The 12970-nt window shown below is 61.1% G+C and carries 11 protein-coding genes; 1 reads left to right on the top strand and 10 read right to left on the bottom strand.

Annotated elements, in window-relative coordinates:
• The first annotated feature begins 76 nt into the window (after positions 1 to 76).
• Positions 77 to 1120, top strand: a complete 1044-nt coding sequence (locus GNK13_RS14725) for a PEP-CTERM sorting domain-containing protein (RefSeq protein ID WP_164103314.1) — start codon at positions 77 to 79, stop codon at positions 1118 to 1120.
• A gap of 170 nt (positions 1121 to 1290) precedes the next feature.
• On the opposite strand, the gene GNK13_RS14720 is transcribed toward GNK13_RS14725, so the two are convergent.
• The 10 genes from GNK13_RS14720 to GNK13_RS14675 all read right to left on the bottom strand — a co-directional run bounded on the left by GNK13_RS14720 (position 1291) and on the right by GNK13_RS14675 (position 12954).
• Positions 1291 to 2355 carry a nitroreductase family protein gene (locus GNK13_RS14720; protein ID WP_164103313.1) on the bottom strand — a complete coding sequence of 355 codons (1065 nt, stop codon included), beginning with the start codon at positions 2353 to 2355 and terminating at the stop codon, positions 1291 to 1293.
• Positions 2356 to 2387: 32 nt separating this feature from the next.
• Positions 2388 to 3302, bottom strand: coding sequence for a ThiF family adenylyltransferase (locus tag GNK13_RS14715; RefSeq protein WP_164103312.1), 915 nt, complete (start codon positions 3300 to 3302; stop codon positions 2388 to 2390).
• A 152-nt stretch (positions 3303 to 3454) separates the two neighbouring features.
• Positions 3455 to 4186, bottom strand: coding sequence for an N-acyl amino acid synthase FeeM domain-containing protein (locus GNK13_RS14710; protein WP_164103311.1), 732 nt, complete (start codon positions 4184 to 4186; stop codon positions 3455 to 3457).
• Positions 4187 to 4739: 553 nt separating this feature from the next.
• Positions 4740 to 5399 carry a response regulator transcription factor gene (locus tag GNK13_RS14705; RefSeq protein ID WP_164103310.1) on the bottom strand — a complete coding sequence of 220 codons (660 nt, stop codon included), beginning with the start codon at positions 5397 to 5399 and terminating at the stop codon, positions 4740 to 4742.
• 240 nt (positions 5400 to 5639) lie between these two features.
• Positions 5640 to 6437: an N-acyl amino acid synthase FeeM domain-containing protein gene (locus tag GNK13_RS14700; protein ID WP_164103309.1), complete on the bottom strand. Its 798-nt coding sequence runs from the start codon at positions 6435 to 6437 to the stop codon at positions 5640 to 5642.
• 234 nt (positions 6438 to 6671) lie between these two features.
• Positions 6672 to 7853, bottom strand: coding sequence for an HlyD family secretion protein (locus GNK13_RS14695; RefSeq protein WP_164103308.1), 1182 nt, complete (start codon positions 7851 to 7853; stop codon positions 6672 to 6674).
• The gene (locus GNK13_RS14690; protein ID WP_164103307.1) at positions 7850 to 8629 is read right to left on the bottom strand and encodes an ABC transporter ATP-binding protein; all 780 of its coding nucleotides are present in this window, start codon (positions 8627 to 8629) and stop codon (positions 7850 to 7852) included. The genes GNK13_RS14695 and GNK13_RS14690 overlap by 4 nt, the downstream gene beginning before the upstream one ends.
• Before the next feature lie 5 nt (positions 8630 to 8634).
• Positions 8635 to 9801, bottom strand: coding sequence for an ABC transporter permease (locus GNK13_RS14685; protein WP_235935182.1), 1167 nt, complete (start codon positions 9799 to 9801; stop codon positions 8635 to 8637).
• Positions 9802 to 9934: 133 nt separating this feature from the next.
• Positions 9935 to 10963 (bottom strand): FemAB family XrtA/PEP-CTERM system-associated protein, encoded by a 1029-nt coding sequence (locus GNK13_RS14680; protein ID WP_164103306.1) that lies wholly within the window; start codon positions 10961 to 10963, stop codon positions 9935 to 9937.
• 197 nt (positions 10964 to 11160) lie between these two features.
• Positions 11161 to 12954 (bottom strand): arylsulfatase, encoded by a 1794-nt coding sequence (locus GNK13_RS14675; protein ID WP_203329077.1) that lies wholly within the window; start codon positions 12952 to 12954, stop codon positions 11161 to 11163.
• Positions 12955 to 12970: the final 16 nt, after the last annotated feature.

Raw genomic sequence — 12970 nt, 5'->3', positions numbered from 1 at the left:
GTGATCCCGTCAGGGATCCAGCTCATCCGTTCTGTTGTAGGCTTGTATTCAAACCTTATAGGTTAGGTGTATTGAGATGAAGATGCGCATTTTGGGAGCTTTGCTCCTCTGCGGCAGTCTACTGCCGGCAACCTCGGCCTCGGCGGCCCCGTATGTCACTAGCAATGGCACGTTGCAAGTTCGGGAGTCCGCTGGTTTTCCCGGCGGTAATCCCGGCGCTCCAGGACCTCCGCTGATCCACATTCAGCAGATGGGCTTTAGCAACGGACAGCTCTGGACGAATCAGGTCAACGGAGGTGCGTTCGAAGTCGGAAGTACAGTGCGAACCGTGGGGGCGATTCGTCTCGCGGATACCACCAATGGTTCCACGTTGCCCACCGTGTTGCCGGACGGTAGCACTTTCCACGCGATCTTCGCGGTCGAGGGAACGATCACCGGACTCGGTACCGCGAAGTTCGACGGCGGCTCTTTGTGGTTTGCCTCCTCGCAAACCGATAACCCGTCGACGTTCCTAGCATCGGATCCCTCCACCTGGAACTTCGACGACGTATTCACGAAGTTCGACTTGGCTCCGCCCGGGGACATTATCGACGGGAACTCCGTTGGGATCACTCCCGCGATGTCTCTGGAAGCAGAAGCGGAAGCAGTCAATGCGAGTGCGGTAGGGCGTATCGCCGCGAGCGGAGCTGGGCTTTTTGCCTTCTTCGAAGACACCCTCTTCGCGCCTGGCGCGCTGTTCGACAACCCCGGCCTTGGGGCGTTCGTGGGCGATGATTGGCTGCGGGACGTGGAACTCCCGGGTGGGGGAACGACAAATTTCAATGGTTTGGCCACGGTCACGGATCAAACCGCCAACCCCACTCCGGTGACTCTCACTGCAGCTCAGATCGCGATCCTGGATGCAATTTCGCTGGCCGCGTACAACATGGGCCTCTTCTCCGAGGGGGGATTTACGCCGACCGGCCTGGGAGCAGGGACGGGAGACTTTAGCGCCGGCCTGAGCGCCGATGCGGGAATTTTGGCCATCGTTCCGGAGCCAGGGTCGATGACGATCTTCGCCCTCGGTGTCTGCGGCGCTGCCGCGGGACGCCGGCTGTCGAAACGCAACCGCAAGGCCTAAGTCTTTGCATCGTGACCGGCTGAGTTCGGGTTGCACGAGCTCAGCGGTCCGAGTGTATAACATGACGAGCTGCATCGCTTTTCCCAAAGCGGTGCGGCTTTTTTTATTTGACGGTTGAGCGTTATTCCCAACCGATGGAGTGGGTTGTGAATGCCCTGCTTCCGGGGAAACTAAGCGCGCATGAATCGCTCGGGAGCCAGACGACGGACCTTAGCGGTGGGGGCTTCTGCTTGGCCAAACCGCAATAGCGCGGCAGGGCGTCCGTCGGCGAGAGTGCTGATGAACGTGCAAAATTCTTCGAGCAGTCGTCGGGCTGCGGCGCGGTCGGGTTTTCTGAGAATCTCAGCCAAGTGGTGGTCCAGAAGGTTTTGCAGCACGAGGAGTGACATCATCGGTTGGGTAGCAAACCCTTCCTCTGTCAGCCGCAGCCAGCCTCTTTGCCAGGCCCGACCGACCTGAATATCGGCCCGTTCGTCGTCTCCGGTCGAAGTGATGACGCAAAATCCGGAGGCGCTGGCAGCGAGCCGCGTTGCGACTTGGGCAAAGATGCGCCGAGCCCCCAGCACCTGCATCAGCTTGTCCGATGGCTGCAGGAAACGCATCAAACGCAGAGAGATGCGGTCCATTCTGGAAACTTCGAGCGACCCCAGCGATAAGCCCTCGTCAACGGCGTCGTTGGGGGCGACGTCGAATCGCACCTTCGATAAGAATGCATTGCGGATCGGCTTGGTTCCGAGAATTAGAGCGTCCGCGCGACCAATCAGGGGAACCAGGGCCTTAAGTACTTCAGGATCGGTGAGGAAAGTGGTCCGTGTCGTGTCGGCGTCCGAGACGGTGGGACGTATACGTTCGAGAGCTTCCGCGGTCAACTCGTTGCGGACGTAAACGCGTCGATTGGTGACCCGCAGGGCGAGCAGCGGATCGATCGTACCTGGACCAGCATCGGTATTCAGCTGAAACCGAACCATCCCGCTGGAGCTATCGTCGCGAATCTCATAACGCCACGCGTTGTGGTTGGCCGTACGAGCCATGTTCTCGAGGGCCGCTCCGAGTGAGATTCTCGCCATCCGTTGCCCTGCATTCATGGGCGAGGGATCCCGCGTGGGGTCCACCTCAAGCAGAATCGATCGCTGGGCGTGGTCGACGACAAATCGCCAAGGCTGAGTATTGTCGCCCGAAGGGGCCAGGACGGCGGCTTGGAGAAGGGTATTGAGGGCCGAAGCGGGTGGAGGCATCGTCGGAAGGGTTGGCAATGGGGCGATCCGTTCTAGACGCTGAAGCCGAGCTGAATGAGGCGGCGGCGCATGATTCGTCGCTTAAGTTTCTGAATGGGGCCTCGGTTGCCCCACCGCAGACGACCGTGTTTCAGCAGATAGCGGTACGCGTCGAACTGGTGAAAGTGTGGAGCCGAGCGGACCGTGCCCCGGCCGAGAAGGATTTTGACGGCTTCGGCACCTACGACGCCGGCCGCCAGGCAGCATGCAGCGGCGACGGAAGGTCCCCGGCCGCTGGCTCGGTCCACATAAGAGAAATCAAAGTAAGGGATATGGGTGGCCAGAGGGGCGAGCCCCAAAGCAAACGCGATGAATCGTTCCAGAGAATCCATTTCATCATGCAGGTCAAAGTAGTCGTCGAAAGACATGCCTTGGGGGCTGAAGGTCATCCAGGCGGTGCTGAAACCGATCGGCCCGGCAGTCACTGCCCAGATACCACGCTTGCGGGCTTCGCGAAAAAGCATCCGCCGTGCGTCAAAGGCGAAGAAATCAACCGCATCCACCAACAGGTCCACTCCCTCGAGAAATGCGTCTACATTGGAGACATCGACAAAGGAGGTGCGAACGTCGAGCTCCAATTGGGGGTTCACCCCACGAGCGGCGGCAGCCAAGACTTCGGCCTTAAATTCGTCGATTGTTTCGACGGACGAGCCGAACTGCCGATTGAAGTTGCCGAGACTGAATTGGTCGGCGTCGGCGATGCGAAATTTTCCGATTCCCATCCTGACGAGCGTCATCAAATGGAGGCCCCCGACGCCTCCCATACCCGGGATCGCGACGCGGCAGTTGCGGAGTCTCGCTTGCTCGGAGGGTGAAATCAGGCCAAGGTTTCTTGAGAAAGCTTCTTCATAGTTCCAGAGACCAGCACGGGTCTCCTGCGAGCTTGGTGGCGATGGGCTATGCGACACAATCTTAAGCTCCCAAATGCTCGGCGCTCAAATCGAGGCTTTCAAAGCCCCCTCCGGATTACCCCCCACTCTATGGATGGCCATCGCCAATGGGGAGTCGTTGGGCGTACAGGCATCCGCCTCACGATCCCGCGTGAGCCGCTGCCCGCCTGCTATGCGGCCATGGGGACCAGTTGGTCGCTGTGGACGCTAATGGCTTGATGAAAGAATTCCTTCTCGTCCAGCGACATCGGAGCGCCGGCGAGCTGCCAGGGGGCATACTGATGACCGTAGACATGGTCATAGAGTGGATAGCGCCGGCGATCGAGTTCGTCGAAGTCATGCATGCACAGGACGGCGGGTTTTCCCTGAACAGCTTCGTACTGTTCAACGCCGGAGCAGGGAACGCAGCCAAACAGGCGTTGGTAGACCTTTGCATGACGCGGATGCACGGCTAGCAGCAAGCGATCCACACCCCGCTGACGAGCCGTATGGATCGTCAAGCTGATCATCCGCACCAGCGTCTCGAAACGCTCCTTCTTGTTCTCGTCACCGCAGTTGCTCGCCACGCACGATACCTCGGCCAGAGACAGGCCGTCGCTTCGCATCGCAGCGACCTGCTCGGCAAACAGCGATTCGGACGGGAGCCCCTCGAGTCCGTCCCGAACCAGGGTGATCGTGAAGGTGACTTGCTCGGCTTGCTGAGCGATCAACACCTCGGTCGTATCGAGCAGGTGGTGGGGGATCACCCGCATCTGCATCTGGTTGTCGGCGGTCAGGCCGGCCCGCCGGTAGACCCGGTGGACCAGCTGGAACGCTGCCGATCGCTCCTCCCTCGTCTCGGAAACTTTCATCCGCAGCGGCGTGGCCAAGGAAGCGGAAGTCGATGGGATTCCGGCTTGCATTACGAGGGGCTCCTGGGGCTTGAGCGATGGACGAGAAAGGGCAAACGGTGGAGGCGAGGTTTTGCGAGGCTCGGGGAGAAGAGGTCCGCTCCGCGGCTGACGATCAAGATGGCCGAATCGCAGCTTAGGCGGACGTGGCCAAACCACGGGGTCGGCTCGCAGCGGCGTGGGCTCGTGCGGGATAAATCGCGGAGGCAAAGAGAAGATATGGCCGAGCCAATTGTGCGGCGAGTGGGGAAGCGATTCTATGCATCTTTGAGACTGTTTTAGAACTAGAAGAGATCCCGCTAGATTGGAGGGGAACTAGATCCTTTTTGATCAATCCTCTCCACAGTGCCTGTCCCAAATTCGCTAGTCGCTCTTGGTTAACTGCGTGATCACAAGCACGATTGGCTACCCCCCCGGATGCTTTCGCTCATTGGCAGCGAAGTGATAAGGCGCAGCCGTCTTGGTTTGGATGCGGCGGGCCGCGGCAGGGTTCCCTGAAGGAAAGAAACTGTTCCGCGAAACTGCGTGAACGCGATTCTTTCGTTCGCGCACCCGCCCGGCGTTGCTAGACGCCTGGCTCATCCTGCTGGCGGGCCCGCTTGACCGCCTCGACGCGGCTGTCGACCTTGAGTTTCTCGAGGATGTTGTGGACGTGGTTCTTGACCGTGTAGAGCGATACGTTCAGCTCCGCAGCAATCTGCTTGTTGCTTTTTCGCTTGCCAAGCAGCTCAAGCACCTCCCGCTCCCGCCCGGTCAACCGCCCCTTCGGCTTGGGAGGCTCGCGGTGCGGACGGTGGGCGAACCGGGCGAGTTCAGTGAACATCTTGGAGACGATGTCCGGAGAGCAGAAGGTTTCTCCCTCCCGGACGCGGGCGATGGCCATGTCGAGTTCAGCGAGCGGCGAGCGTTCGAGCACACAACCTTGAACGCCCGCGGCGATGCAATCGATGATTTTTTCATGATCCTCGGAAGCCAATACGATGATCTTCGTCGGCAGTTCCGCTTGCTGAATCGCCCTCGCGATTTTGAGGGTCAGATTGTCCGGTAGATTCAAATCGAGCAGGAGGACGTCGATCGGATCTCGGATCAGCTCGATCAGTGGAGAAGACTGCAAGTGTTCGGCGGACTCCGCGTCATATCCACCACTGGTTTTCAGATAGGTTGCTAAGCAGTCGCGAAAGAGGCAGTTCTGGTGAAAGACCAGCAGACGCTTCTTGTCGCTCATGGCGGAACCTATTGAAGAGATTTTCAGGTGCCGAGCGGAGAATGCAGTCGTGATGCGCTAACAGCTCGCCGCACTGATCGCCTGAGCGCATTTCCGACGCATGGACGGTTCGCACGGATTGTAGAAGGCTGAGAAGCGACCCCGACAATGCGGCTCGCGAGCCGACGAGGGGGGTAGCAGGCCGCGAAGGTTGGGGTGGGGCGATTCGGCTGGGTCGAGCGGGTTGGGTGAAGTCGAGCTTCAACCCCTCACCGGAGTGCTGGTGAGAGTGGCGGCCCAGGAGGTGGCGGTCGGCAGAGCGTTCACACTGGGGAGCGTCCGCAGCGGCTCCGCGGGTTGCTGGATTTGCTCCAGTACCGCGCTGAAGTACTTTCGCGTCTCGGCTTCCCAGTGATAGGGAGCCAAATCCGCAGCGGCGTACTTCTGTCCAAATAAATGTTCGTGCACCGGGGTGCCCTGTTGTTTCTCGAAATCGAGCAACAGGGCGACAGCCGGTTTTCCTTGGACGTGCGGGCATTCGCGGGGATCACCGAATTGCTCGAACCCGAGTTGGCGAATGTAGAAGCGGGCATGTTTCGGGTGGGTCGTGGCGATCAGCGCATTGCAGCCTTGAGCTTCGCCTACTTGAGCAATCAATGTCGTAAGCCGGCGAAACATGTGGATGAACCGTGTGACCGATTCGCGGCAATCGGCTAGCGACCCCACTTCACCGAGTCGCAAGCCACGGCAGCGCAGCTGATCAATTTCCTGGCGATAGATTTCGTCGGCGGGCAAACCGCCCTCTCGGTCGAGGACGAGCGAAGCGGTGGCAATGGGCGATCCTGCTTTCTTCGCCAGCATCACCTGCGTGGTTGGCAGAAGATGGAACTTGGTGAGCCGCATGCCATGCGCGTTGGGGCTAGCGAGCCCAGCGCGTACGTACGAGTGGTGGACGAGACGAAATGCATGCTCAAGCTCTTCCTGGGAGCGAGCGATGCGAAGTTCGATTTGTCCGGGGGGTGTCGACTGCAGCTTTTCCGAAACGAGCGCTAGGGACATCGGATTCACACCTGGTAAAGGGCCGTTCGCTTCTAACCTTTGAGACCAATTGCGACATCTACCGACAGCTAAGGAATCCTGCTCAGGACTTCCTTATCGAAAGAAGCCTAGGTCGGTCTAGCGATCCGGCTGGCACGGGGCACTCAGATTTTGCGAGCGGTGCCAAGGGGCAGCGTTCGAGATTGAGGATTGCAAGGCTCGTAACGCTTGCGATTGGAGTGTTGAGATCTTTGGTTACCGGTGCCGCGGCACGGTGAACGCGGCATGATGCGGAGTGGGAGTGGGAGGGGAAGTTGGTGCAGGGTGAATCCAGACATCCACCGGAAGGCCGACCACCAGCGGTGGCGGGCTGATTAGCTCGATCCAGATTTCTCGGGTCCGCGAGTCGAGCTTTTCGCCGGGACGATCGCTGGTCAGCCGCTTTTGATTCAGTCGCGGCCGGACGTGGGAAACTCGCCCCTCGAGCTCCGCATGAGGGAGGCCGTCGGCGGTGATCGTGGCTGCTTGTCCTACAGCCACTCGCAGGGCATCCCATTCCTCCACATCCGCTCGGACTTTGAGTCGCCGCGTGTCGCACATCACAACCAGCGGCATGCCTGGGGCGGCTAATTCGCCTGGCTCCACTCGGATCTCCAGGATCTCACCGGCGGTGGTGGCGACGAGGGTGGTTTTAGAACGCATCGTTTGAGCAAGTTGCAGCCGCGCTTCGGCCGCAGCGACTTCGGCTCGCAGCGAGGCGACTTCGTCGGCTCGGGGAGGCGCGGCAAGGGTCTCGAGCTGGGCTTCCGCAGCGAGCATCAGGGCGCGAGCCGTGCGGGCTTGAACCTCCGCATCCTCGATCGATTGTCCGCTCGCCGCTCCGGCTAACCGCAGTTGGTTCATGCGGGCCATCGTGCGGCTCGCACCATCGTGCTCGGCCGCGCGGGCTTGATGAACCGACCGCGCGGCTTCGATCTCGCTCGCCCGAGCACCATTGAGCAGCCGTTCCAATCGCGCCTCGGCGAGCCGCAAGCCAGCTTCGGCGAGCTGCTCTTCGGCCCGGTAACGTTCGTCGTCGAGCCGGATCAGGATCTGTCCGGGCTGAACGAAGTCCCCTTCCTCGATCTCGATTCGCAGAACGCGTTCAGTGACGGTGGCATGCAGTTCCACCTCCGGCGTCTGTCCCTCGACGCGACCGGGAGCGTAGATCCGTTCAGCGGAACCGAGGCTCGTCGTGGATGTCGCTGAACCTGGAGAAAGGGCGACGCGGTGCGGCGCGGCTCCGGAGCGGTTCGCACGGCTGGGGCCGAGCCGAGAATATTTGCTGACTCCAAAGGCGGTGAGCCCGAGGGCAACCGCAGCGGCGGCCAGCGTGAATGCGGCGACCGGCTTGCGTCGAATCCCGTCCGAGGCGAATAACCACGCAGCAAGCCTCATTGGAGCAATCCGTTCTCGATGTGGCATTGGCGGTCGGCATACTCCAGGATCCGCGGGTCATGCGTCACGACCACGGCTGCAGCGCCGGAATCTTTCACCAGGGCCCGCAGGAGATTCATCGCTTCGGCTCCGGCGTGGCTATCGAGCGCGGCGGTCGGCTCGTCGGCGAGAATCAATTTGGGATTGGTGATGACGGCCCTAGCCAGAGCGACGCGCTGGCATTGGCCTGGGCTCATGCGAGTCGGAATCGCTCGGCGATGATCGCCCAGCCCCACGCGGGCGAGCAACTCACCGGCACGCCGCTTGGCCTCAGCCGCTGGCAGCCCTTGCAGCGCTAGCGGGAGTGCCACGTTCTCCTCGGCCGACAGTCCTCGGATCAATTGAAAGCGCTGAAAGATAAATCCGATGAGGTCGCGGCGGATCAGTGCCTGCTGGGCCGGCGGTAGCTTTTCCACCGCGCGGCCATCGATTATGAGCTCACCACCGTCGGGCGTGAGCAGACAGCCAAGGATGGACAGAAGCGTGCTTTTCCCGCTCCCCGAGGGCCCCGAAAGGATGACGCATTCTCCCGGTTGAACATGAAAGTCGACGCCCCGCAGGATCCAGCGTTTTTCGCCTCCCAGCTCATAATATTTTCGAATGCCCTTCACCGCGGCGACCGGCCGGTGCGCGGCCGCATCGTGACCAGCGCTGAGGCTGGCATTGAAGCTGGCATTGAGAGTGAAGTCGCCCAAGGAAGGAGGGAGACGGGCTGACGTGTTGGTTGAGGAAAGCATCGGCGTTAGCTCTGGAGGACCGAATGCGCGTCGACTCTTCGAACCCGCATGTAGGGCAGCATCGAAGCGAATGTGCACATCAGAAAAATGCCACTCGAGCTGACCACCATCATGGAGAGTGGAATTTCCAGTGGCGCTTGGGGCGAATCGTAAAACGCGATGAGGAGCATCACGGCCGTCAGTCCGACGGCAATTCCTATTGAGGCGATGCCGGCTGCTTGACCGAGGAGCACGATCAAGATTTCACGTTCCGTTGCACCGATGGCTTTGAGCGTTGCAAACTCGGTGAGGCGATCTAACACCATCGCATAGAGTGTCTGTCCCACCATGACGAGACCGACGAGCAGGCCGAGTAGTGCCGCGGCTCCGAAGCTGATGCCGAGCCCGGTCCGCGTCATCCAGTAGTTGATCGAGACGGAGGCGTATTCCTCCGATGGCATCACCTCCGCTTCGGGCAGCCGCTGCCGAATCGCAGCGCAAGTCTCCTCGACGTCGGCGCCGGGAGCGACACGGACGAGAAAGTAGGAGCAATGGGCCGAAGGCTTGCCCGTGTACTGCGCCGCGCGGTCGGTGGTGGTAAAGACGTACGGGGTGACCAGGAAGCCATGCATGCCTCGCGTCTTACCCATAATCCTCGCGCGGACTCCCCCGATTTCTCGCAGTTCGCCGATCGCCGGGTGGATTAGTTTTTCTTGGTCGTACTGATCCACCACGACCGCGTGCGGGTGATCGAGAGCATCGGCGTGCCCTTCGATGATTTCCCAGGGAGGAGCGATCTCGCTGTGCGGCTCGACCCCAAAGACCGTCACCCCTTCAAAGCCCCCGGTGGGCAGCGCGATTTCGGAGAAGCCGATCGTGATCGGTTCGGCGGCGAGAACTCCCTGGGCGGCTCGAATTCGCGGCAGCCACCGCCGCGGGATGTCGTGGGGAAAGTCCACGTTGTGCATCTCGCGATGGCCGACCCAGATGTCTGCGTTTCCTTGGTGGACCAGCAGGCTGGCTTTGCCAATCAGCCCTAGAAACAGGCCACCCTGGAGGTTCACCAGGAGCACCGAGAAGGCTACGCCGAGCAGACCGGCCAGCAGTTTCCCGCGGTCGGCTAAGAGGGTACGGATGGCTACCTGCCACAGCATTTCGACTCCCCGAACGGCGCTGCGTCGGTATCGCGGCATGGGGCCGGATACCGGAGGCCTTTCCTTCCCCACCACGGGGAAAGGACAAGGCGGATGTTGCCGGTTAAGTCAGGGATGTCGATTATCAGGAAGGTAACGGCACAGGGAGTATCGGCAGGTCGTGGGGCGCGGCTTAAGGGATACCGCGGACGATTGGAGGACCGGCAAGACGGGTCAACCAAACCGGAAGCCGCTGCCAAATCCGGATGAGACGCTGATTTGCGGCCGAGTCGGGACGCATCGCCTCGACCGAGCCGCTCCGCACGTAGTACTGCCATTCCGCAGGGTGGGGCTCGGCTCCCCACTGCGCCTTGAACTTGAAAGTCCCGCTTCCGAGGCTGCTGCGGCCGAAGTCGAATGTCGCGCTCCCGCGTTCAATGGATCGTTGGAGGAGATGCCAATACATCAGCATGTTGGCGTTTGTGCGGTTGTATTCGCGAAGGCTGCTGGCGCTTGGCACTTCGCTCACTTCCTCCAGGTGAACCAGCAGCGCCGCCGCGATGGGCGTGGAGCCCTGCCGCACAACGCACAGCTCCGCCTCTCCGGCAAACGCGTCGAGAATGGAGGCGAACAGACGCTGCGAAAATACAGGGGTACCTAGATCCCGCATGTTGCGGGCGAACACGCTGTAGAACGGAGCCAGCAGCTCTTTGCCACCCCAGTGGACGGTCGAACCGTACTCTCCCGCTTTCTTGACTTGGCTCCGCAGCTTCGATTTCAGCGATTGGTGGAGCTCGTCTGCGGTCGCCGGAAGGGGCAACCGCATGTGAAGTTTGTCATTTCGTCGGAAGTTCAATCGGGGGTGCTCGACCGGCCTCTCATGTCGCAACTCCAGGTAGCGGACGTCGAGGCGGTCGGCGAGTTCACAGGCCCCGTCGACGAGGGCCTTCGCACTGGCGTCGTTATCAGCCCAAACGCCACCGGTGTTGAGGTAGGGGAGGCTGACGAGAAACCGCCCAAAGAGCCTGCTTTTGACCAGCATCAGCGGCAGCGTCCCTGTCACCTGCCGCTCTCGCGAGGTTTGCAGTAGGTAGGTGGGATGAGCAAATCCTTTGGCGAGCGCTTCGATCCAGGCATCGTGATGCCCATTGAGTCGCGGGTAACTCGCTTGCGTCACCGTGGGTATTTCGACTGGCCAGTCGAGAACTTCGAGCTGATCCACGACAGATTCCCTGAGCGCGAAAGTTGGGGACCGGAAATGGTCTCCTCAACTCTAGCGCGGGGGCCACTGCGGCGGACCGGTGATTATCGAAGGTGCTGTAAAGGGTCGCGAACTTTCGCGGAGCGAAAGGCGACTATGGAGGACTGTGGACGCGAACTTTTGCGGAGCGAAAGGCGACTATGGAGGACGATGGGGGCTTATGGCTGGAGGGTGAGCACGAGCCGGCGGACGTCGATGACTTCGTCGCCGGGGATCTCGGTCGCGCGGAGCGTCAGGGCTCCTCGGCCCGCCGGCAGCTCGACCTGACCCAGGCTCAGTGGGCGAAAGTCCTTCACGAACGACTCGGCACCGCGAGAGGCTCGGTCGTGCTCGGCACCGCGGAGTGGCGGGTCGTGCGGTTCCTTGACCTGGGCCTCGAGGGCGGCATCGGCAAAGCTGAGCTCAAGCTTCGCGCCAACATCATCCGCTTCGCAGGTGTAGTGGACCTCGACCGTATACGTTCCGGCGGTGTGGACGTCGACGTCCCAGGTGATCCGGTCCTCCACACTGGTCCAGCCCGTGAAGAACGAGCAGTTGGGGGCTCGGGCACTGCGGACGATGTTGCCATGTCCGACGCCGTCGCGAGCGGGGAGATGGGTGATCGGAAACTCGCGGTAGCCGACCGGGAAGGGACGGTCGTCGTCACGCAGTCCCGGGAGTAGTTCGGCTCGCCAACGCTCGGCCGCCGCGACGAGCTCGGCCGCCGTCTCCGGATGTTCCGAAGCCACATTGTGACGCTGCTCGGGATCATTGTGCATGTCGAACAGCTTGCCGGCGTTGTCCAGCCGGAACCGGTCGGTGCGCACGCTGACTCGGTTGTTCCAGTGGGAGAAGAGCATGCGATCGGGCCAGCTTTGGGCGGTTTGCTCCAATAGCGGCCGGAGACTCACCCCATCGAGCGGATGCTTGGGCTTGAGCGCAATTCCCGCCAAGTCGGCCAGCGTTGGCAAGAGATCGATCGCCCCCCCGATCGATTCGATTCGGCTGCCAGCGGGTATCCGTCCGGGCCAACGAACCAGGCAGGGCACCCGCATCCCACCTTCGTCGGTCGAGCCCTTGCGGCCTTTCATGCCACCATTCCAGCGAAAGCCGTTGGGCCCGTTGTCGCTGAAGTAGATCACGATCGTGTCGTCGGCGATCTGCAGCTCGTCGAGCTTCTCGAGGATTCGGCCGACGTTCCAGTCGATGTTCTCACACATCGCTAGGGCTGCCCGTGTGTGCAGGAGGTCCTCACGCTCGGGATCCCGGTTTCGCATCGCCAGGTCCGCGTCTTTAAACTTCTCATAAAACGAATCGGGCACCTGCATCGGAGAATGCGGGGTACAAAGGGGCATATAGCAAAAGAACGGCTGTTGCTTGTTCGCTTCGATGAACTCGATGGCGTGGTTGGTAAAGTCGTCGGTGATGTACCCATCGCCGCGAACTAGTTTGCCGTTGTGTTCGAGCTCTGGCGAAAAGTAATTCCCCCAGTGGCCAGAGCAAAAACCATAGTACTCCTGGAATCCGCGGCCCCGCGGGTTGTATGGATACTGCATGCCGCTGTGCCACTTGCCGAACGCGCCGGTTGCATAGCCAGCGTCACGAAAGACCTCGGCGATTGTTTGCTCGTCGAGGTCCAGCCGCTCGCCGCCGGTCGACGTGTCATACACACCCCCGCGAGGATGGTAGCGGCCGGTTAGAAACTCCGCTCGCGTCGGTGAGCAAACGGGGCTGACAAAAAAGCGATCGAACTCGGCCCCTTGCTTGGCGATCGAGTCGATGTGGGGGGTGGAGAGATTTGCGTTTCCATGCAGACTCAGGTCGCCCCACCCTTGGTCGTCGGTCAAAATCACGACGATGTTCGGTGGTCCGTCTGCGGCTGCTGCCGCGGAGCCCGGTACCAAAAGCGATAAGCCGAATACTGCCATACCCAGCAGCGTGGAGCCGGTCGTGGCTGCAAGTAATCTCGTCATCGAATCCTCGCGGTGG

It is taken from the genome of Candidatus Laterigemmans baculatus, from assembly GCF_010367455.1.
Taxonomy (GTDB): domain Bacteria; phylum Planctomycetota; class Planctomycetia; order Pirellulales; family Pirellulaceae; genus Laterigemmans; species Laterigemmans baculatus.
The sequence above is the reverse complement of the archived record's forward strand: the minus strand, read 5'-3'. Positions and strand labels throughout refer to the sequence as shown.

Coding starts and splice junctions, on each gene's coding strand:
- GNK13_RS14690 (WP_164103307.1), bottom strand. CDS start 8,629: ATGCTTTCCTCAACCAACACGTCAGCCCGTCTCCCTCCTTCCTTGGGC.
- GNK13_RS14710 (WP_164103311.1), bottom strand. CDS start 4,186: ATGCAAGCCGGAATCCCATCGACTTCCGCTTCCTTGGCCACGCCGCTG.
- GNK13_RS14685 (WP_235935182.1), bottom strand. CDS start 9,801: ATGCCGCGATACCGACGCAGCGCCGTTCGGGGAGTCGAAATGCTGTGG.
- GNK13_RS14725 (WP_164103314.1), top strand. CDS start 77: ATGAAGATGCGCATTTTGGGAGCTTTGCTCCTCTGCGGCAGTCTACTG.
- GNK13_RS14705 (WP_164103310.1), bottom strand. CDS start 5,399: ATGAGCGACAAGAAGCGTCTGCTGGTCTTTCACCAGAACTGCCTCTTT.
- GNK13_RS14700 (WP_164103309.1), bottom strand. CDS start 6,437: ATGTCCCTAGCGCTCGTTTCGGAAAAGCTGCAGTCGACACCCCCCGGA.
- GNK13_RS14675 (WP_203329077.1), bottom strand. CDS start 12,954: ATGACGAGATTACTTGCAGCCACGACCGGCTCCACGCTGCTGGGTATG.
- GNK13_RS14695 (WP_164103308.1), bottom strand. CDS start 7,853: ATGAGGCTTGCTGCGTGGTTATTCGCCTCGGACGGGATTCGACGCAAG.
- GNK13_RS14720 (WP_164103313.1), bottom strand. CDS start 2,355: ATGCCTCCACCCGCTTCGGCCCTCAATACCCTTCTCCAAGCCGCCGTC.